The sequence below is a fragment of the Pseudomonas paraversuta genome, assembly GCF_904063065.1.
In the GTDB taxonomy this organism is placed as follows: domain Bacteria; phylum Pseudomonadota; class Gammaproteobacteria; order Pseudomonadales; family Pseudomonadaceae; genus Aquipseudomonas; species Aquipseudomonas paraversuta.
Map to the genome: position 1 here is coordinate 593,482 of NZ_CAJFCL010000001.1, position 19,063 is coordinate 612,544.

19 protein-coding genes and 1 pseudogene are annotated in these 19,063 nt (G+C 58.6%); 6 read left to right on the plus strand and 14 right to left on the minus strand.

The window, feature by feature from the left end:
- Positions 1 to 85 precede the first annotated feature (85 nt).
- Positions 86 to 571: an FKBP-type peptidyl-prolyl cis-trans isomerase gene (locus JQ845_RS02750; protein ID WP_003439940.1), complete on the minus strand. Its 486-nt coding sequence runs from the start codon at positions 569 to 571 to the stop codon at positions 86 to 88.
- Between JQ845_RS02750 and JQ845_RS02755 the strand changes: the two are divergent.
- The 3 genes and pseudogenes from JQ845_RS02755 (at position 570) to JQ845_RS02765 (ending at position 3,944) form a co-directional block, all read left to right on the plus strand.
- A pseudogene (locus tag JQ845_RS02755) lies at positions 570 to 879 on the plus strand (DUF3565 domain-containing protein). The gene JQ845_RS02750 and the pseudogene JQ845_RS02755 sit on opposite strands and share 2 nt — an antisense overlap.
- Positions 880 to 938: 59 nt before the next feature.
- On the plus strand, positions 939 to 3,038 hold the full coding sequence (pta, locus tag JQ845_RS02760) for a phosphate acetyltransferase (protein ID WP_203008126.1): 2,100 nt from the start codon (positions 939 to 941) through the stop codon (positions 3,036 to 3,038).
- The gene (locus JQ845_RS02765) at positions 3,039 to 3,944 is read left to right on the plus strand and encodes an acyltransferase (RefSeq protein ID WP_003439935.1); all 906 of its coding nucleotides are present in this window, start codon (positions 3,039 to 3,041) and stop codon (positions 3,942 to 3,944) included.
- A 121-nt stretch (positions 3,945 to 4,065) separates the two neighbouring features.
- Here JQ845_RS02765 and cysN read toward each other — a convergent pair whose 3' ends face one another.
- The 3 genes from cysN to JQ845_RS02780 all read right to left on the minus strand — a co-directional run bounded on the left by cysN (position 4,066) and on the right by JQ845_RS02780 (position 7,882).
- Positions 4,066 to 5,964, minus strand: a complete 1,899-nt coding sequence (gene cysN / locus JQ845_RS02770) for a sulfate adenylyltransferase subunit CysN (RefSeq protein ID WP_003439933.1) — start codon at positions 5,962 to 5,964, stop codon at positions 4,066 to 4,068.
- A gap of 9 nt (positions 5,965 to 5,973) precedes the next feature.
- Entirely contained in the window at positions 5,974 to 6,891 is a 918-nt protein-coding gene (cysD, locus tag JQ845_RS02775; protein ID WP_003439932.1) for a sulfate adenylyltransferase subunit CysD, read from the minus strand.
- A gap of 232 nt (positions 6,892 to 7,123) precedes the next feature.
- On the minus strand, positions 7,124 to 7,882 hold the full coding sequence (locus tag JQ845_RS02780) for a Nif3-like dinuclear metal center hexameric protein (RefSeq protein WP_203008153.1): 759 nt from the start codon (positions 7,880 to 7,882) through the stop codon (positions 7,124 to 7,126).
- 101 nt (positions 7,883 to 7,983) lie between these two features.
- Between JQ845_RS02780 and algW the strand changes: the two genes are divergently transcribed.
- Positions 7,984 to 9,141 carry a Do family serine endopeptidase AlgW gene (algW, locus tag JQ845_RS02785; protein ID WP_003439928.1) on the plus strand — a complete coding sequence of 386 codons (1,158 nt, stop codon included), beginning with the start codon at positions 7,984 to 7,986 and terminating at the stop codon, positions 9,139 to 9,141.
- 57 nt (positions 9,142 to 9,198) lie between these two features.
- Here algW and hisC read toward each other — a convergent pair whose 3' ends face one another.
- The 10 genes from hisC to JQ845_RS02835 form a co-directional block, all read right to left on the minus strand.
- Positions 9,199 to 10,251, minus strand: a complete 1,053-nt coding sequence (gene hisC, locus JQ845_RS02790; protein WP_003439926.1) for a histidinol-phosphate transaminase — start codon at positions 10,249 to 10,251, stop codon at positions 9,199 to 9,201.
- Positions 10,252 to 10,253: 2 nt separating this feature from the next.
- Positions 10,254 to 11,582: a histidinol dehydrogenase gene (hisD, locus tag JQ845_RS02795; protein WP_003439925.1), complete on the minus strand. Its 1,329-nt coding sequence runs from the start codon at positions 11,580 to 11,582 to the stop codon at positions 10,254 to 10,256.
- Positions 11,583 to 11,745: 163 nt separating this feature from the next.
- Positions 11,746 to 12,381 carry an ATP phosphoribosyltransferase gene (hisG, locus tag JQ845_RS02800; protein ID WP_003439923.1) on the minus strand — a complete coding sequence of 212 codons (636 nt, stop codon included), beginning with the start codon at positions 12,379 to 12,381 and terminating at the stop codon, positions 11,746 to 11,748.
- A gap of 182 nt (positions 12,382 to 12,563) precedes the next feature.
- Positions 12,564 to 13,829: a UDP-N-acetylglucosamine 1-carboxyvinyltransferase gene (gene murA, locus JQ845_RS02805; RefSeq protein ID WP_003439921.1), complete on the minus strand. Its 1,266-nt coding sequence runs from the start codon at positions 13,827 to 13,829 to the stop codon at positions 12,564 to 12,566.
- A 40-nt stretch (positions 13,830 to 13,869) separates the two neighbouring features.
- On the minus strand, positions 13,870 to 14,109 hold the full coding sequence (locus tag JQ845_RS02810) for a BolA family protein (RefSeq protein ID WP_003439919.1): 240 nt from the start codon (positions 14,107 to 14,109) through the stop codon (positions 13,870 to 13,872).
- 114 nt (positions 14,110 to 14,223) lie between these two features.
- A complete protein-coding gene (locus JQ845_RS02815) occupies positions 14,224 to 14,529 on the minus strand; it encodes an STAS domain-containing protein (protein WP_003439917.1) in 306 nt (101 codons plus the stop codon).
- On the minus strand, positions 14,526 to 15,185 hold the full coding sequence (locus JQ845_RS02820; protein ID WP_003439915.1) for an MlaC/ttg2D family ABC transporter substrate-binding protein: 660 nt from the start codon (positions 15,183 to 15,185) through the stop codon (positions 14,526 to 14,528). The genes JQ845_RS02815 and JQ845_RS02820 overlap by 4 nt, the downstream gene beginning before the upstream one ends.
- A gap of 11 nt (positions 15,186 to 15,196) precedes the next feature.
- Complete coding sequence (gene mlaD / locus JQ845_RS02825) at positions 15,197 to 15,664, minus strand: outer membrane lipid asymmetry maintenance protein MlaD (protein WP_003439913.1); 468 nt, start codon at positions 15,662 to 15,664, stop codon at positions 15,197 to 15,199.
- The gene (mlaE, locus tag JQ845_RS02830) at positions 15,664 to 16,461 is read right to left on the minus strand and encodes a lipid asymmetry maintenance ABC transporter permease subunit MlaE (RefSeq protein WP_003439912.1); all 798 of its coding nucleotides are present in this window, start codon (positions 16,459 to 16,461) and stop codon (positions 15,664 to 15,666) included. The genes mlaD and mlaE overlap by 1 nt, the downstream gene beginning before the upstream one ends.
- Entirely contained in the window at positions 16,461 to 17,270 is an 810-nt protein-coding gene (locus JQ845_RS02835; RefSeq protein WP_003439910.1) for an ATP-binding cassette domain-containing protein, read from the minus strand. Before JQ845_RS02835 ends, mlaE begins: the two co-directional genes overlap by 1 nt.
- Positions 17,271 to 17,561: 291 nt before the next feature.
- Here JQ845_RS02835 and JQ845_RS02840 point away from each other — a divergent pair, with 291 nt between their 5' ends.
- Entirely contained in the window at positions 17,562 to 18,536 is a 975-nt protein-coding gene (locus JQ845_RS02840; protein WP_203008156.1) for a KpsF/GutQ family sugar-phosphate isomerase, read from the plus strand.
- The gene (locus JQ845_RS02845) at positions 18,536 to 19,060 is read left to right on the plus strand and encodes a KdsC family phosphatase (protein WP_127196059.1); all 525 of its coding nucleotides are present in this window, start codon (positions 18,536 to 18,538) and stop codon (positions 19,058 to 19,060) included. Before JQ845_RS02840 ends, JQ845_RS02845 begins: the two co-directional genes overlap by 1 nt.
- Positions 19,061 to 19,063: the final 3 nt, after the last annotated feature.

Below are 19,063 nucleotides of genomic sequence, written 5' to 3' on the forward strand. Positions count from 1 at the left end.
CCGATTGCCATATTCTTCAAAAAGCAAAAAGGCGCCCGTAGGCGCCTTTTTCTGGCTAGCTCGCAATTGAGCGTAGCAGCAGTGATCAGTGCTGATGACCGCCTTCACCGTGCACGTGACCGTGAGCAACTTCTTCTTCGCTCGCGTCACGTACAGCAACAACCTTGACCTTGAAGGTCAGGCGCTGGCCTGCCAACGGGTGGTTGCCGTCTACAGTTACGTCGTCACCGTCCAGATCACGGATAGTCACGATCTGCATCTGGCCGTCCGGCGCGGAAGCGTGGAACTGCATGCCCACTTCCAGTGTGTCTACGCCTTCGAACATGCTGGCGCTCAAGGTGCTGACCAGTTCGGCAGAGTACTCGCCGTAAGCGTCTTCAGGTTCAACGGTCACTGTCAGTTCTTCACCAACGGCCTTGCCGTCAAGCGCCTTTTCCAGACCCGGAATGATGTTACCTGCGCCTTGCAGGTAAACCAGCGGTGCACCGCCGGCAGAGCTATCGATGACATCACCATCGTCGTTGGTCAGGGTATATTCGATGGAGACAGCCTTGTTGGCGGCGATCGTCATGGGGCGAGACCTTTTGCAAAAAAATAAGTGAGTTCGCAAGTCTAACCAAGCAATCGCCCGAAAGCGAATACAACAAAGACCAACGGATAACTTTGAAAACTTCAACGATCATTGGCTGGCGTCAAGATGAAGAGCAGCACTGGGTCGCAGTGTTGTCATGTGGCCATACCCAGCACCTTCGTCACCAGCCACCCTGGCAATCCAGGCCCTGGGTCCTTGACCCGCAGCAACGCCAGAAAAAAATAGGTCAGCCCTTTACCTGTGGCTGGTGTGCTCAAGACGCAGATAGCGCTAATCTTGGCAATTGATTCAGGCACCCGTCCCGCACATCGGACGCTGCCCTGCACTGCCACGTCAGGAAGCTCGCATGCAAACTTTCTTTATTGCCCCCACTGATTTCGGTGTGGGCCTGACATCTATTAGCCTCGGACTGGTTCGCACGCTGGAGCGCGCGGGGTTGAAAGTCGGCTTTTTCAAGCCGATTGCCCAGCCGCATCCGGGTGATATCGGCCCTGAGCGCTCGACCGAACTGATCGCCCGCACCCACGGTCTCAAGCCGCCAACCCCTTTGGGACTGGCCCATGTGGAACGCATGCTGGGTGACGGCCAACTGGATGAACTGCTCGAAGAAATCATCAGCCTTTATCAAGAAGCAGCCATTGGTAAAGATGTACTGATCGTTGAGGGCATGGTGCCCACCCGCACCGCCAGTTACGCCGCACGGGTCAACCTGCACCTGGCCAAGAGCCTGGATGCCGAGGTGATTCTGGTGTCGGCCCCGGAAAACGAAGTGCTGACCGAGCTCTCCGGCCGGGTTGAATTGCAGGCACAGTTGTTTGGTGGCCCCAAAGATCCGAAAGTGCTGGGCGTGATCCTCAACAAGGTGCGCACCGACGAAAGCATGGAAGTTTTTTCGGCGCGCCTCAAAGAGCACTCGCCGTTGCTGCGCAGTGGCGATTTCAGACTGCTGGGCTGCATTCCTTACCAACCCGAACTCAACGCGCCACGCACCCGCGACGTGGCCGACCTGCTGGGTGCCCAGGTGCTGAATGCCGGGGACTACGAAACCCGGCGCATGTCGAAAATCATTCTGTGCGCCCGCACCGTACTCAACACCTTGCAACTGCTCAAACCCGGGGTGCTGGTGGTTACCCCCGGCGATCGCGATGACATTATTCTGGCTGTCAGCCTGGCGGCCATGAATGGCGTGCCGCTGGCCGGGCTGCTGCTGACCAGCGACACCAAGCCCGACCCGCGCCTTATGGAACTGTGCCGTGGCGCGCTGCAGGCCGGGCTGCCGGTGCTGTCAGTGAGTACAGGGTCCTATGACACGGCGAACCAGCTCAACCAGCTGAACAAGGAAATCCCGATTGATGACCGCGAGCGCGCGCAAATCATCACCGACTTTGTTGCCGGCCATCTGGACGCCAACTGGCTGCATCAACGCTGCGGCACCCCGCGGGAAATGCGCCTGACCCCGGCGGTGTTCCGCTATCAACTGATCCAGCGGGCCCAGCAAGCCAACAAGCGCATCGTCCTGCCCGAGGGCAGCGAGCCATTGACCGTGCAGGCGGCTGCCATTTGCCATGCCCGCGGAATTGCCCGCTGCGTATTGCTGGCCAAACCTGAAGAGGTTCTGGCAGTGGCCAAGGCCCACGGTTTCGAGCTGCCTGAGGGGCTGGAGACTCTGGACCCGGATCTGATTCGCGGGCGTTACGTCGAACCGATGGTGGCACTGCGTAAAACCAAAAGTATCAATGCGCCGATGGCCGAGCAACAGCTGGAAGACACCGTGGTGATCGGCACCATGATGCTGGCCCTGGACGAAGTGGACGGGCTGGTTTCCGGGGTTATTCACTCGACCGCCAACACCATCCGCCCGGCCCTGCAACTGATCAAGACGGCACCGGGCTGCACCCTGGTGTCATCGGTGTTCTTCATGCTGTTTCCCGAACAAGTGCTGGTATATGGCGACTGCGTGATGAACCCGCATCCGTCCGCCAGTGAACTGGCCGAAATTGCCTTGCAAAGCGCCGACTCGGCCGCCGCCTTCGGCATTACCCCGCGGGTGGCAATGATCAGCTACTCCAGCGGCGAATCGGCCAGTGGCGAAGAGGTCGAAAAAGTACGCGAAGCCACCCTGCTGGCCCATGAGGCCCAGCATTCATTGCTGATCGACGGGCCTCTGCAATATGACGCCGCTGCCAATGAAGCGGTCGCCAGACAACTGGCCCCCGACAGCAAAGTGGCGGGCCGGGCGACGGTCTTTGTGTTCCCTGACCTGAACACCGGCAACACCACGCACAAGGCGGTACAGCGCAGCGCCGATTGCGTCAGCCTTGGGCCTATGCTGCAAGGTCTGCGCAAACCGGTAAATGATCTGCCTCGCGGCGCGCAAGTCGACGACATTGTCTACACCATCGCCCTCACGGCGATTCAAGCCGCCAACCGACCTATGGATGTGTAAATGCTGGATTTCCTGCCTGCGCCGTTACGCGGCGTCATCGCTTCATTGCTACTGGCGATCAACACTATCCTGTGTTGCACGCCGCTGTTCGTAGTTGCCATTTTCAAGCTGTGCCTGCCATTCCCGGCGGCGCAGCGTGTGACCGACGAGTTGATGCGCCGGATCCACGAAGCCTGGGTCAGCAACAATTCGCGCTGGATGGATTTACTGCGCAAGACCCGCTGGCATATCGAAGGCCTTGAGGGGCTGGACTACCAGCACTCCTACCTGATCACCAGCAACCACCAGAGCTGGGTTGACATCATGGTGCTGCAGTACGTGCTCAACAAACGTATTCGTCCGCTCAAGTTCTTCCTCAAGCAGGAGCTGATCTGGGTCCCGGTGATCGGTCTGGCGTGGTGGGCTCTGGGCTTCCCGTTCATGAAGCGCTACACCAAGGCTTACCTGGACAAACACCCGGAGAAAAAAGGCGCGGACCTGGCCACCACCCGTAAAACCTGCGCCAAGTTTAAAAACCAGTCGGTAGCGATTTTCAATTTCGTTGAAGGCACACGCTTTACCGAGGCCAAACACGCGCAGCAGAACTCTCCGTTTCGCTACCTGCTCAAGCCCAAGGCCGGCGGCATTGCCTTTGTCCTGGATGCGATGGGCGAACAGCTGCAATCGATCATCAACGTGACGATCCACTACCCAGGCGGCAGACCGGGTTATTGGGATCTGCTGTGCGGCAACGTGCGGGAGGTGGTGGTGGATTTCGAAGAGCTGAGAATCCCGGCCGGGTTTATCGGTAAAAACTACGACCAGGACCCTGAGTACAAGCGGGCGTTTCAGAGCTGGATCAATACCTTGTGGGAAAACAAGGACCGGCTGCTGGACGAGTTGCATCGCAAATACCCCGGCGCCTGAGCTATCCCCATGCTCGCGTGCCCGAAATAGATCGCGAGCAAGCTCGCTCCTGCAGAGGGGAAATACACGCGCATAAAAAAGCCCGCCACCGAGTACTCGGTGGCGGGCTTTTTCGTACGGCTTAGATAGCGCCGTGTTTGCGCAACAGTTCCAGTACCAGCTTCACACTTTCATCCAGCGACAGCGATTGCGTATTGACCACCAGATCGGCATTCAACGGCACGTCATACGGGAAAGATTCTCCCGGGATGTTATCGCCACCGGCTGCATACAGCCCTTGCGGGTCACGCTCGGCACATACGGCCGGAGATGCCTGCACATAGACGGTCAGCAGGCGATCATCACCGATCAGTGCCTTGGACTCTTCACGGCCCAGGGCATCCGGAGCCACGAACGCGGCCAGGGTCAACAAACCGGCTTCGTTGAACTGACGCGCCACATGGGCAGCACGACGCCAGTTCTCGGTACGCCCGGCACGATCCTGGGGCAAGCCCTTGTTCAGGTCGTGGCGCAGGTTCTGGCCATCCAGCACGAACACCGCACGCCCCATATCGAACAGCTTGCGCTCAACGGCGTAGGCCAGGGTGCTTTTGCCCGCCCCGGAGAGACCGCTGAACAGCACGGTGGCCGGTTGCTGGCCAAAACGCTGGGCCCGCTCCTCGGTGGTCACATGGGCCAGTTCGCCATGATGGGTCGCGCTGCCATGGCTCTGCGGCTGGGCGACAATCATGCCCGCGCCGACGGTGCCGTTGGTCAGGCGATCGATAATAATGAATGAGCCCGTGGTGCGGTTGCTGGCATAGCCATCCAGCGCAATCGGTGCATCGAGGCTGATCCTGACCTTACCGATCTCGTTCAGCTGCAAGGCACTGGCCGGGCCTTCTTCCAGGGTGTTTACATCGACCTTGTTGACGATGCTGGCGATCGAACCCGGCACATAGCTGGTGGCACGCTTGATGTCGTATTTCTTGCCCGGCAACATCGGCTCTTCAGCCATCCACACCAGCATGGCCTCAAAGTTGTCGGTCACCAGCGGCTGGTTGTCGGCATGCACCAACAAGTCGCCACGGGAGATGTCGATCTCGTCTTCCATGGTCAGCGTCACCGCCTGACCCGGACCGGCGTGTTCCAGCTCACCTTCAAAGGTGACGATGGATTTGACCCGGCTGCTCTTGCCCGACGGCAGCACCACAATTTCGTCGCCCTTGCGCACGATGCCACTGGCCAGCGTACCGGCAAAGCCACGGAAGTTCAGGTTTGGACGGTTCACGTACTGCACCGGGAAGCGCAGGTCGGTGAGGTTGCGATCGGCCGCCACTTCAACGGTCTCAAGAATTTCCATCAGCGACTGGCCGGTGTACCACGGCGAGCGCTCGCTTTTGTTCACCACGTTGTCGCCCTTGAGGGCAGACATCGGCACAAAGTGCATGCTGGTGGGCTTCATCTGCAAGCCTTCGGCGAACTTCAGGTAATCGGCCTTGATCGACTCGAAAACACCCTGATCGAAGTCCTTGAGGTCCATCTTGTTGATGGCCACCACGATGTGTTTGATGCCCAGCAACGAAGCGATGAAGCTGTGGCGACGGGTCTGGGTCTGCACGCCGTAACGGGCATCCACCAGAATGATCGCCAGGTCACAGGTCGAAGCACCGGTGGCCATGTTGCGGGTGTACTGCTCATGGCCCGGGGTGTCGGCAATGATGAATTTACGCTTGGCGGTCGAGAAATAACGGTACGCCACGTCAATGGTGATGCCCTGCTCGCGCTCGGCTTGCAGACCGTCCACCAGCAGCGCCAGGTCGATGTCGTCACCGGTGGTGCCGCTCTTTTTCGAGTCACGGGTGATGGCTTCCAGGTGATCTTCGTAGATCATCTTGGAGTCGTGCAGCAGGCGCCCGATGAGGGTGCTCTTGCCGTCGTCGACGTTGCCGCAGGTCAGAAAGCGCAACATCTCTTTGCGCTCGTGCTGGCCCAGGTAGGCGAGGATGTCCTCGCTGATCAAATCAGATACATGCGACATGACAACCCCTTAGAAATAACCCTGACGTTTTTTATCTTCCATCGAGCCGGCACCATCGTGATCGATGACTCGGCCCTGGCGCTCGGAAGTTCGGGTCAGGAGCATTTCCTGGATGATGTCGGTCAGGGTTTCAGCCTCGGACTCCACCGCGCCGGTCAGCGGGTAGCAGCCAAGCGTACGAAAACGGACCTTTTTCTTGACGATGCGAGCCTTGTCTTCGTCAGACAGGTGCTCAAGGATGCGCTCGTCGTCGATCATGATCAGGGTGCCGTTCTTCTCGATCACATCGCGTTCGGCCGCGAAGTACAGGGGCACAATAGGAATGCCTTCGAGATAGATGTACTGCCAGATATCGAGTTCGGTCCAGTTCGACAACGGGAACACGCGAATCGATTCGCCCTTGTTGACGTTGCCGTTGTAAACGTTCCACAACTCGGGGCGCTGGTTTTTCGGATCCCAGCGGTGCTTGCTGTCGCGGAAAGAGTACACGCGCTCTTTGGCACGGGACTTTTCTTCGTCGCGGCGCGCGCCACCAAAGGCGGCATCAAAACCGTATTTGTCCAGCGCCTGCTTGAGACCCTCAGTCTTCATGATATCGGTGTGCTTGGCGCTGCCGTGGGTGAAGGGGTTGATCCCTTGCGCCACGCCGTCCGGGTTGACGTGAGTGATCAGGTCCAGGCCCAGCTCGGCAACCATCTTGTCGCGAAAGCGGTACATCTCCTGGAATTTCCACTGGGTGTCGACATGCATCACCGGAAACGGCAGCTTGCCTGGGAAAAACGCCTTGCGTGCAAGGTGCAACATCACGGCAGAATCTTTACCGATCGAGTACAGCATCACCGGGTTATCGAACTCGGCTGCCACCTCGCGGATGATGTGGATGCTTTCCGCCTCCAGCTGTTTCAGGTGCGTCAGTTTGTCGACCATGGCTACTCACGAAAGCTATCTTATGAACGGCCTGCGGGCCGTGTTCGAGGGGAGAATCCTAGCACAGCGCTCTCTTCTATTGAGGGCGCCAACTAGATCGAAACGGTCTAAGAATAGATCGACGAGTTTGCCTCTTTACCTCTGCTGGAGCGAGCTTGCCTCGCGATGTTTTGATCTTGAAAGCCCGCGGGCAATCGAGTGCCGACCGGCTGCTCCCCAGAGGGCATAAGGGTTAAATCGGGTTCGGACAGTCGATGAACAAATGTTCAAGGGCAAAGCGGCGGGCCAGGTAGTCACCCAGGGCTTGCACACCATAACGCTCGGTGGCGTGATGGCCGGCAGCAATGAAACTGATGTCGTTTTCCCGGGCACTGTGGAAAGTTTGCTCCGACGCTTCGCCGCTCAGGTACAGATCAACCCCGGCCAGTACCGCCTGATCGATGTAACCCTGACCGCCACCGGTACACCAGCCTACGCGGCGAATCATTGCACTGCCTTCAATCAGCAACGGCTCACGGCCCAGGGCTTCTTGCACGCGGCGGGCAAAATCACGGGCCGTCACCGGCTCGGCCAAAGAACCCACCAGCCCCACCACTTTGGTGTTGTTCGGGTCCAGCGGCCCTTCAACAGTGATGTCCAGCTGCCGCGCCAGTTGCACGTTATTGCCAACCTCGGGGTGCAGGTCGAGGGGCAGGTGATACGCCAGCAGGCTGATATCGTGTTTGAGCAAGGTTTTGAGGCGGCGCTGCTTCATCCCGGTGATGCAGGGGTCTTCGCCCTTCCAGAAGTAACCGTGGTGCACCAGCACCAGATCGGCCTGGGCCTCGACTGCCGCATCCAGCAACGCCTGGCTGGCGGTCACGCCGCTGACGATTCGCAGCACTTGTGGCCGGCCCTCGACCTGCAGCCCGTTGGGGCAGTAATCGCTGATTGCAGCGCAGTTCAGGTAACGATTTGCTTCTTCTACCAGTGTGCTCAGGGCAACAGCCATAAAAGACTCCTAAATATAGCGTTCAGAGGCGTTCGGCCCTCGTATAATGGCCGCCATTATGGGCCGTCAAGATGGCTCTGCAACCTTCAGGACTGAGTTCAATGTTTAAGGCTTTGCGTTATTCCGGCTGGCCACTACTGGCGGGCGTGCTTGTCGCCATGCTGATTATTCAGCGCTACCCGCAGTGGGTCGGGTTGCCGAGCCAGGACGTCAATCTGCAGCAGGCCCCGCAAACCACTTACGTGCAGCAGGGCCCGGTCACCTATGCCGACGCCGTGACCCGCGCGGCGCCCGCTGTGGCCAACCTGTACACCACCAAGGTGGTGAACAAAAACGCCAAGCCCCTGTTCGAAGATCCGCAGTTCCGGCACTTCTTCGGCAATAACGCGCCCAAGCAAAAACGCATGGAGTCCAGCCTGGGTTCGGCGGTCATCATGAGCCCCGAGGGCTATTTGCTGACCAACAACCACGTGGTAACGGGCGCCGACCAGATTGTGGTGGCACTCAAGGACGGCCGCGAAACATTGGCCCGGGTGATTGGCAGCGATCCGGAAACAGACCTGGCGGTTCTCAAGATCGATTTGAAAAACTTGCCGGCGATCACCATCGGCCGCTCGGACACCCTGCGCATTGGTGACATCGCCCTGGCGATCGGTAACCCGTTCGGGGTCGGCCAGACCACTACCATGGGCATCATCAGTGCCACCGGCCGCAATCAGTTGGGGCTGAATAACTATGAAGACTTCATTCAGACGGACGCCGCGATCAACCCCGGCAACTCCGGTGGTGCACTGGTGGATGCCAATGGCAACCTGACCGGCATCAACACTGCAATCTTCTCCAAGTCCGGCGGTTCACAAGGCATAGGCTTTGCGATCCCGATCAACCTGGCGATGGAAGTCATGAAGTCGATCATCGAACACGGGCAAGTGATTCGGGGCTGGCTGGGGATTGAGGTGCAGCCGTTGACTGCTGAGCTGGCCGAGTCCTTTGGCCTGGCCGGACGCACGGGGATTGTGGTGGCGGGGATTTTCCGTGACGGCCCGGCGCAGAAAGCCGGCCTGCAACTGGGCGATGTGATCTTGAGCATTGACGGTGCACCGGCCAGCGACGGCCGCCGCTCAATGAATCAAGTGGCGCGCATCAAGCCTTCGGACAAGGTGTCGATAGTCGTCATGCGCAATGGCAAAGAGATCAAGCTCACCGCCGAGGTTGGCCTGCGTCCACCGCAAGAGCAGCCGCCGCAGCAAGAGGAATAACCTGCAGGAGCGAGCCTGCCCGCGATCTTTTAAAAACTCGCGAGCAGGAGAGCAGGTTTACAGGTCGGACAAGCCTTCAATCAACGCCGCATTCTGCTCCGGCGTGCCGATAGTGATGCGCAAGAACTGGGCGATGCGCAGTTGCTTGAAGTGACGCACTATCACCCCCTGCTCCCGCAATTTTGCCGCCAGCGCGGCCGCATCATGTTCCGGGTGACGGGCGAAGATGAAGTTCGCCGCCGATGGCAGCACTTCGAACCCCAGCGCCTGTAGCTGCCCGACCACTTGCTCGCGACTGTCGATCACGACTTTGCAGGTGTGCTCGAAATACTCACGGTCTTCGAACGCCGCCGCCGCACCGGCAATCGCCATGCGATCCAGCGGGTAGGAGTTGAAGCTGTTTTTGATCCGCTCCAGCGCCTCGATCAGGTCGGGATGCCCCACCGCCAGCCCTACACGCAAACCGGCCAGCGAGCGGGACTTGGACAGGGTTTGCGTCACCAGCAGGTTCGGGTAGCGGTCGACCAGGCTGATGGCCGTCTCGCCGCCAAAGTCGATATAGGCCTCATCCACGACCACCACGGAATCCGGGCTGGCCTTGAGTATTTGCTCAATGGCATCCAGCGCCAGCAGGCAGCCGGTCGGAGCATTGGGGTTGGGGAAGATGATGCCGCCATTGGGCCTGGCGTAATCCGCAGGCTGGATCTGGAACTGTTGATCCAGCGGCACCGCGTCGAACTCTATGCCATACAGGCCGCAGTAAACCGGATAGAAGCTGTAGCTGATGTCCGGGAACAGCAGCGGCTTGTCGTGTTGAAACAAGCCGTTGAAAACATGGGCCAGCACTTCGTCAGAGCCGTTACCCACAAACACCTGGCCGGTCTGCACGCCGTAATACTCGGCAACCGCCTGTTTGAGCAGGTCACTGTTCGGGTCCGGGTACAGGCGCAGGTTGTCGTTTATCTGCGCCTGCATCGCTGTCAGCGCTTTTGGCGAAGGGCCGTAGGGGTTTTCATTGGTGTTGAGCTTGACCAGTCTGGCCAGCTTAGGTTGTTCGCCCGGCACGTAAGGCACCAGTTCTTTAACGAACGGACTCCAGAATTTACTCATGCTTATTGCCCCTGTTCGCTGTCAGCAATGATCCGGTATTCGGCACTACGGGCGTGGCCGGTCAGTGATTCTCCACGGGCGAGAATCGAGGCCGTCTTGCCCAGATCGGAAGCGCCCTGCTCGGAGCAGAAGATGATCGAGGAGCGCTTCTGGAAGTCATACACACCCAGGGGCGATGAGAAACGCGCGGTACCGGACGTAGGCAATACGTGGTTGGGACCGGCGCAATAGTCGCCCAGCGCCTCGGAGGTGTGACGGCCCATAAAGATCGCACCGGCGTGGCGGATCTGCGGCAGCCAGGCTTGCGGGTCGGCAACCGACAACTCAAGGTGCTCCGGGGCGATGCGGTTGGCTACGTCTATGGCTTGCTGCATGTCATTGACCAGAATCAGCGCACCACGACCATTGATCGAAGTGTTGATGATCTCGGCCCGCTCCATGGTTGGCAGCAGTTTGGCGATGCTGGCCGCCACCTTGTCGAGGAACTCGGCGTCGGGGCTGACCAGAATCGCTTGCGCGTCTTCGTCATGCTCGGCCTGGGAGAACAGGTCCATGGCGATCCAGTCCGGATCCGTCTGGCCATCGCACACCACCAGGATCTCCGAAGGGCCGGCGATCATGTCGATGCCGACCTGACCGAACACGTGGCGCTTGGCAGTGGCAACGTAGATGTTGCCGGGGCCGACCACCTTGTCGACTTTTGGCACGCTTTCGGTGCCGTAGGCCAATGCCGCAACCGCCTGGGCGCCGCCGATGGTGAACACCCGGTCGACACCGGCGATACAGGCAGCAGCCAGTACCAGTTCATTGAGTTCGCCACGGGGCGTCGGCACGACCATCACCACTTCGGTGACGCCTGCCACCTTGGCCGGAATCGCGTTCATCAATACCGACGACGGGTACGACGCCTTGCCGCCCGGTACGTACAGGCCGGCACGATCCAGTGGCGTGACTTTCTGGCCCAGCACCGTGCCGTCGGCTTCGGTGTAGCTCCAGGATTCCTGCTTCTGTTTTTCGTGGTAGCTGCGAACCCGTTGCGCGGCTTTTTCCAGCGCTTCACGCTGAGGGGCCGTGATGCGGGTCAGTGCCAGCTCAAGGCGTTCGCGGGGCAGAATCAAGTCCGCCATCGACTTGACGCTCAGCCCGTCAAAACGCTGGGTGAACTCAACCAGTGCGGCGTCGCCGCGTTCGCGTACGGCTTTGATGATGTCGAGCACACGCTGGTTGACCGAGTCGTCAGACACACTTTCCCAGCTCAGCAGATGATCCAGATGCTGCGCGAAGTCCGGGTCAGCAGCGTTGAGTCGGCGAATTGCAGTGGGAGCGGTCATAGCGAGGGCCTCGGAAATTGGCGAATGCTTAGAGTTTATGGTTTTGCACAGCACAGGCACCGCAAGACTACCAAGCCATCCGCGCGGGTACCTGAGATTTCTGGCTATTACACGGATGGATGGGCGCGACTTCAGGGTACAGACCCCGGGTCGCGCAGGTGAGTCAGCCGCGGTGTCGCGACTCCACTGCTTTGCGCAGGGTGTCGATCAGGGCTTGAATACGGGCGTGCTGCATCTTCATCGAAGCCTTGTTGACCACCAGACGGGAGCTGATGGCGGCAATGAATTCCTGGGGTTCCAGGCCATTGGCACGCAAGGTGTTACCGGTATCGACCACGTCGATGATCTTGTCGGCCAGGCCAATCAGCGGGGCCAGCTCCATCGAGCCATAGAGCTTGATGATGTCGACCTGACGGCCTTGCTCGGCGTAGTAACGCTTGGCGACATTGACGAACTTGGTTGCTACGCGCAGCCGGCCTTTGGGCTCGGCAGCCCCGATGGCACCGGCAGTCATCAGTTTGCACTGGGCAATCTGCAGGTCCAGTGGCTCGTAGAGGCCCTGGCCACCGTACTCCATCAACACGTCTTTACCGGCCACACCGAGGTCGGCCGCGCCATGCTCTACATAGGTCGGCACGTCAGTGGCGCGGACGATCAGCAGGCGGACGTCGGGCTGGGAGGTCGGGATGATCAGCTTGCGGCTTTTGTCCGGATTCTCGGTCGGCACAATACCTGCTTCAGCCAGAAGCGGCAGGGTGTCGTCAAGGATACGGCCCTTGGACAGTGCAATGGTCAACATGGGAAACGTAAGTCCTTATCAGGGTACTTATGTCCGGACACAAGCGGTGCCGGACATGCATCGAGCCTGATAATCAGGCTCGACTTGAACGATTCGAGGCCGGGTAAGGTAACGCTTGCAAGCCGTTACGTCACCTGGCGGCTGGACACCATCCCTGTGCCCATGATGCCAAATACCAGAAACTAGCCCGGAACGCGGCGGATTTTGGCACCCAGCATTTGCAGTTTTTCTTCGATGCACTCGTAGCCGCGGTCTATGTGGTAGATGCGATCGATCAGAGTGTCACCTTCGGCGACCAGCGCCGAGATCACCAGGCTGGCCGAAGCCCGCAGGTCGGTCGCCATGACTGGCGCGCCTTTGAGGGTTTCGGTACCGGTGACGATGGCCGTGTTGCCTTCGACCTGGATCTTGGCGCCCATGCGATGCAGTTCATACACGTGCATGAAGCGGTTTTCGAAGATGGTCTCGATCACTGCACCCGTGCCTTCGGCAATGGCGTTAAGCGAAATGAACTGCGCCTGCATGTCGGTCGGGAACGCCGGGTACGGTGCAGTACGCACGTTCACCGCTTTCGGGCGCTTGCCGTGCATGTTCAGCTCGATCCAGTCTTCACCGGTGGTGATCTCGGCGCCAGCTTCCTTGAGTTTTTCAAGTACTGCTTCGAGGATGGTCGGATCAGTGTCCTTGACCTTGACCCGGCCACCGGTCACTGCAGCAGCCACCAGGTAAGTACCGGTTTCGATACGGTCCGGCATTACTTTGTAAGTGGTCGGGTGCAGCTTCTCAACGCCATCAATGGTGATGGTGTCGGTACCTGCACCGCTGACCTTGGCGCCCATGGCGTTCAGGAAGTTGGCCAGGTCGACGACTTCAGGCTCGCGGGCAGAGTTCTGCAGAACGCTGCGGCCCTTGGCCAGTGCGGCGGCCATCATGATGTTCTCGGTACCGGTTACGCTGACGGTATCGAAGAAGAAGTTGGCACCGCGCAAGCCGCCTTCTGGCGCCTTGGCTTTGATGTAACCGCCTTCGACATCGATTTCTGCGCCCATGGCTTCAAGGCCACGAATGTGCAGGTCGACCGGACGCGAACCGATTGCGCAACCGCCTGGCAACGCAACTTCAGCGTAGCCAAAACGGGCAACCATCGGGCCCAGTACCAGGATCGACGCACGCATGGTTTTAACCAGTTCGTACGGAGCCACCAGGGTTTTGATGGTATTCGGGTTGATTTCGACGCTGAGTTTTTCATCGATCACAGGCTCGATGCCCATGCGACCGAACAACTCGATCATGGTGGTGATGTCGTGCAAGTGCGGCAAGTTGGCAACGGTAACCGGGCCATCGCACAGCAGGGTTGCAGCAAGAATTGGCAGAGCGGAGTTTTTCGCCCCGGAAATGCGGATTTCGCCATCAAGACGAGCACCACCGGTAATAATCAATTTATCCATAACAATCTCGACGCCAATGGGCTCAGGGGGCTCAGGGGGCTCAGGTGCGCTCGGCCCAGGCCGCGCTGCTGAAGAATTTCATAGTGACCGCGTGGATACTGCCATCAGCAATCCAAGGGTTCAAATGGGCATAGATGCTTTGTTGACGCTTAACCGGGCTCAAGGCCACCAGTTCGTCACTAATCACGTTCAGCTGAAAGTTGCAGCCTTCGCCCTCAACTTCTACCTGGGTTCCAGGCAGCTTTCCTTCAAGAAAGCTCTTCACTTCTACGGCCTGCATGCTCAACCTCAATCGGCGCCTGATGCGCGCGGGTCGGCCATCATACAAAAAAGCCCCGCGCCTGCGAACCCCACTTAACAGGACTCTGACGGGGGGCTTTTCTATAAATGGCTATTAATGATGTGCCAGCAACTCGGTCAAGCCCGAGACCTGGGCGATTTCGCGCATGTCTTCGGGCATTGCCTTGATGCTCAATGGCTTGTTCAGGGCTTGTGCATCACGGATGTAACAGAGCAGCAGCGACAAACCGACGCTGCTGGATTTGGTGACCGCCGAGCAATCCACCACCAGGGTCTTGGCCAGAGCCTTTTTGATCAGGGCCTGACCTTCCTTGCGCAAGCGAGGGCCGGTCTGATAGTCGAGTACGCCGCTGAGGCGCAACTCGCTTTCGCCGGCCAGGGTCACTGCCGCCTCACTCATTGGCCGGCAGCCTTGGGAGCCGCTTGATCGGTAACTTGCTTGGCCTTGGCAACTTCGCCCGCCCAGTTATCGATGGTCTTGTCCAGATTGTTGCCATTGCGCTGCATGGCGTCGGCGAACTGGTCACGGAACAGCTTGCCAATATTGATACCGTTGATGATCACGTTACGAACTTTCCACTCGCCGTTGACCTTGTTAAGGGTGTAGGACAGCGGGTAAATCGCGCCCTTGTCGCCCTTCACCGTCATGTCGACGCTGGTGCGATCGCCACTTTCATCCTTGGCCGGCGACACGGTAATGCCTTCGTTCTTGAACTCGAGCAAGGCATTGCCATAGAACTGCATCAGGCTGCGCTTGAAGTTTTCCTGGAAGCGCTGCATTTGCGCCGGGGTGGCGTTACGCGAGTACTTCACGGTCATGATGCTTTTGGAAATACCGTCGACGTCCACCACAGGACCGACAATGCCGTTCAGGGCATCGTAGAACTTGCTCGGGTTGGTCTTGTACAGCTCTTTATTGGCGGACAGGTCTGCCAGCAAGCGGTTGGTGGTATCTGAAACGATGTCGTGGGCAGACTGCCCCGGAGCAGCATTTGCCACCAAAGGAAGGGCTGCTGCCAGAATTACCAGCAGGCCACGGCGCAAGAGAGAAATCATCTAAAAGCTCCTTATTTGGCTTCTTTGCTAACGGTGTTGAGCAGGAATTTCCCGATCAGATCTTCAAGGACCAACGATGATTGCGTGTCATGGATGGTGCCACCATCTTTGAGCACAGCGTCTTCGCCGCCGACGCTGATACCGATGTATTTCTCCCCCAGCAAGCCAGCTGTGAGGATAGACGCTGTCGAATCGGTCGGCAGGTTATCCACGCTCTTTTCGAGCTGCAGGGTGACCCGGGCAGTGAAGTTGTCCCGGTCCAGATCAATTGCCGTGACCTTGCCGATGGTCACGCCCGCCATGGTGACTTTGGCGCGCACGGTAAGACCGGCAATATTGTCGAAGTAGGCGTAGAGCTTGTAGGTGTCGGTGCTGGCGGTCGGGGACAGTCCACTGACTCGCAGGGCAAGCAACAACAAAGCCAGGATGCCAGCCAGCAAAAACAGGCCGACACCGATTTCCATGGTGCGGTTTTGCATCAGAAATCTCCAAACATCAAGGCAGTCAAAATAAAGTCCAGCCCGAGGACTGCCAACGAGGCATACACCACGGTCTTGGTAGTGGCACGGCTGATCCCCTCTGAAGTGGGCTCACAGTCATAACCTTGGAACACGGCAATCCAGGTCACCACAAAGGCAAAAACGATGCTTTTGATGATCCCGTTAAGTACGTCACCACTGAAGGTTACGCTGTTTTGCATATTGGCCCAGTATGAGCCGTCGTAGACGCCCAGCCAGTCAACCGCGACCCACGAACCACCCCAGATCCCGACCACGCTGAAGATCATCGCCAGTATCGGCAGGGAAATGAACCCGGCCCACAAGCGCGGGGCAATGATGTATTTAAGCGGGTCGACCCCGATCATTTCCAGGCTGGACAGTTGTTCGCTGGATTTCATGTTGCCAATCTCGGCGGTCAGGGCAGATCCCGCACGCCCGGCAAACAACAGCGCAGTGACCACCGGCCCGAGTTCACGCAGAAGCGTCAGGGCAACCATCTGCCCGACCGCCTGCTCGGAGCCGTAGCTGGACAGGATACTGAAGCCTTGCAGCGCCAGGACCATGCCGATGAACACACCGGACACCACGATAATCACCAGCGACATGACGCCCACGGAGTGCAGCTGCTTGAGCAACAGTCCGAACCCGCCACCAATGCCGCCACGCCCCAGCAAAGAATGAAAGAGGAATATCCCCGAACGGCCCAGTACCGAGACGATATCGATACCGGCCCGGCCGAATAGTCCGACACGATCCATAATTGAATGCTTGCGCATCAGCGCTTCCCCAGAAGATCGGTTCGGTAGTCCGACGCCGGAAAGTGAAACGGAACAGGACCATCCGGGTCGCCGTTCATGAACTGACGAATACGCGGGTTATCGGCGTTCATCAACTCTTCGGGCGTACCCTGCCCCAGCACCTGACCATCGCCGACTACATACAGATAGTCAGCGATACTCGCTGTTTCAGCCAGGTCGTGAGAAACCACGATGCTGGTGATGCCCAAGGCATCATTGAGCAGACGAATCAGGCGAACCAGAACCCCCATTGCGATGGGGTCCTGCCCGACAAAAGGTTCGTCATACATCAGGATCTGCGGGTCCAGGGCAATCGCACGCGCCAGGGCAACCCGGCGCTTCATGCCGCCAGACAACTCGTCGGGCATCAGATCAATGGCTCCGCGCAGTCCCACCGCCTGCAATTTAAGCAGCACGATGTCGCGAATCATTTCTTCCGGCAACTGGGTGTGAACCCGTAGCGGGAAGGCCACATTCTCGAATACGTCCAGGTCGGTGAACAACGCCCCGCTCTGAAACAACACCCCCATGTGCTTACGGGCATCGAACAGATCACTGCGCGACAACGTCGGCAGGTTCTGACCGTTGACCCACACCTCACCGCTGCTGGGACGCAGTTGCATTCCCATCAAACGTAAAAGGGTGGTCTTGCCGCAGCCGGAAGGCCCCATGATTCCCGTGACTTTGCCACGCGGAATCAGAATATCGACATTATTGAAGATGCTGCGCGTACCGCGCTTGAAGGACACTCCCTTCAGCTCGACCGCGTAGGCGTTATCGGCGCTCATCTAAACTCCTTGCGATGCAGCCTCTGCCTCTCACCCGGACACTTTGCCCCTTTATCGGGAGGCGCGTTCCCTGAGCGGGCCGAACTGGCGGCGAACTATAGCACTGCTGATAGTGACCGCCCAAGGCCGAAGGAGTGCCGTATCAGGTTCCAGACAGCGAAATAAATTCGATTCAGCTGTAATCCCGGCAGTAGTTTGTAGCGCAGACAACAAAGCACGACGATCTAGCGTGAGGGAATTGCGCATTACCGCTATAATCTTTGCCTTTTCTCAGGCTATCTGACTTCAAACATGAGCCAATCCAGCGACCTGATCCAATCTGCTCAGCGTACCATCCGCCTCGAACTGCAAGCCGTAGAAGGTTTGCTGGCTCATATCGACGCAGACTTCGTACGCGCTTGCGAGATGATTTTGGCCAGCAAGGGCCGGGTAGTCGTGGTCGGCATGGGCAAGTCCGGGCATATCGGCAACAAAATTGCTGCGACTCTGGCCAGCACCGGTACCACCGCTTTTTTCGTCCATCCGGCCGAAGCCAGCCATGGCGACATGGGCATGATTACCCGAGATGACATTATTCTCGCGCTGTCCAACTCGGGGTCGACTGCAGAGATCGTCACCCTGCTGCCCCTGATCAAGCGTTTGGGTATCCAGTTGATCTGCATCACCGGCAACCCCGAGTCGCCACTGGCCAAAGCCGCCGATGTCAGCCTGGACGCCCGCGTGGCTCAGGAGGCCTGCCCGTTGAACCTGGCACCGACCTCCTCGACGACTGCCGCGCTGGTGCTGGGTGATGCTCTGGCCATAGCCTTGCTCGAAGCCCGTGGCTTTACCGCTGAGGACTTTGCCTTTTCGCATCCCGGTGGAGCCCTGGGCCGCCGCCTGCTGCTGAAAGTCGAAAACGTCATGCACTCGGGCGCAGACTTGCCGCAGGTTGTCCGCGGCACGCTGCTCAAGGATGCATTGATGGAAATGACGCACAAAGGTCTCGGCATGACCGTGGTTATAGAAGAAGATGGTCGCCTGGCCGGAATCTTCACTGACGGTGACTTGCGCAGAACCCTGGATCGCGAAATCGATATCCGCAACGCAAGCATTGATGCAGTCATGACCCCCCACGGCAAAACCGCACGGGCTGACATGCTCGCCGCCGAAGCCTTGAAAATCATGGAAGACCACAAAATCAACGCACTGATTGTAGTCGACAAGGAAGACCGGCCGGTTGGTGCCTTGAACATGCACGACTTGCTACGCGCAGGAGTGATGTAATGACCCTTGATCTACTCAAGCGCGGCAAAGACATAAAACTTGCCATTTTCGACGTTGACGGGGTTTTGACCGACGGCCGCCTGTACTTCCTTGAAGACGGCAGCGAGTTCAAGACCTTCAACACGCTGGACGGTCTGGGGATCAAGATGCTGATGGCCGCCGGGGTTCAGACCGCGATTATCAGCGGCCGTAAAACCCCGGTGGTTGAACGTCGCGCACAAAACCTGGGTATCGCGCACCTGTATCAGGGGCGCGAAGACAAGTTGGTGGTATTGGACGAGCTTCTTGGCCAACTCAACCTAAGCTATGAACAGGTCGCCTATTTGGGCGATGATCTGCCTGATTTACCGGTTATCCGCCGAGTTGGTCTGGGCATGGCAGTTGCCAATGCTGCCAGCTTTGTTCGCGAGCACGCCCATGGCGTCACTCAGGCACGAGGCGGAGAAGGTGCCGCACGCGAATTCTGCGAGTTGATTTTGCGCGCTCAAGGCCGTCTAGACGCGGCCCACGCAGCCTACCTATAGAGT

Coding starts and splice junctions, on each gene's coding strand:
- pta (WP_203008126.1), top strand. CDS start 939: ATGCAAACTTTCTTTATTGCCCCCACTGATTTCGGTGTGGGCCTGACA.
- cysN (WP_003439933.1), bottom strand. CDS start 5,964: ATGTCGCATGTATCTGATTTGATCAGCGAGGACATCCTCGCCTACCTG.
- JQ845_RS02820 (WP_003439915.1), bottom strand. CDS start 15,185: ATGATTTCTCTCTTGCGCCGTGGCCTGCTGGTAATTCTGGCAGCAGCC.
- cysD (WP_003439932.1), bottom strand. CDS start 6,891: ATGGTCGACAAACTGACGCACCTGAAACAGCTGGAGGCGGAAAGCATC.
- JQ845_RS02845 (WP_127196059.1), top strand. CDS start 18,536: ATGACCCTTGATCTACTCAAGCGCGGCAAAGACATAAAACTTGCCATT.
- hisG (WP_003439923.1), bottom strand. CDS start 12,381: ATGTTGACCATTGCACTGTCCAAGGGCCGTATCCTTGACGACACCCTG.
- JQ845_RS02765 (WP_003439935.1), top strand. CDS start 3,039: ATGCTGGATTTCCTGCCTGCGCCGTTACGCGGCGTCATCGCTTCATTG.
- JQ845_RS02835 (WP_003439910.1), bottom strand. CDS start 17,270: ATGAGCGCCGATAACGCCTACGCGGTCGAGCTGAAGGGAGTGTCCTTC.
- murA (WP_003439921.1), bottom strand. CDS start 13,829: ATGGATAAATTGATTATTACCGGTGGTGCTCGTCTTGATGGCGAAATC.
- JQ845_RS02780 (WP_203008153.1), bottom strand. CDS start 7,882: ATGGCTGTTGCCCTGAGCACACTGGTAGAAGAAGCAAATCGTTACCTG.
- hisD (WP_003439925.1), bottom strand. CDS start 11,582: ATGACCGCTCCCACTGCAATTCGCCGACTCAACGCTGCTGACCCGGAC.
- JQ845_RS02810 (WP_003439919.1), bottom strand. CDS start 14,109: ATGCAGGCCGTAGAAGTGAAGAGCTTTCTTGAAGGAAAGCTGCCTGGA.
- algW (WP_003439928.1), top strand. CDS start 7,984: ATGTTTAAGGCTTTGCGTTATTCCGGCTGGCCACTACTGGCGGGCGTG.
- mlaD (WP_003439913.1), bottom strand. CDS start 15,664: ATGCAAAACCGCACCATGGAAATCGGTGTCGGCCTGTTTTTGCTGGCT.
- JQ845_RS02840 (WP_203008156.1), top strand. CDS start 17,562: ATGAGCCAATCCAGCGACCTGATCCAATCTGCTCAGCGTACCATCCGC.
- hisC (WP_003439926.1), bottom strand. CDS start 10,251: ATGAGTAAATTCTGGAGTCCGTTCGTTAAAGAACTGGTGCCTTACGTG.
- JQ845_RS02815 (WP_003439917.1), bottom strand. CDS start 14,529: ATGAGTGAGGCGGCAGTGACCCTGGCCGGCGAAAGCGAGTTGCGCCTC.
- JQ845_RS02750 (WP_003439940.1), bottom strand. CDS start 571: ATGACGATCGCCGCCAACAAGGCTGTCTCCATCGAATATACCCTGACC.
- mlaE (WP_003439912.1), bottom strand. CDS start 16,461: ATGCGCAAGCATTCAATTATGGATCGTGTCGGACTATTCGGCCGGGCC.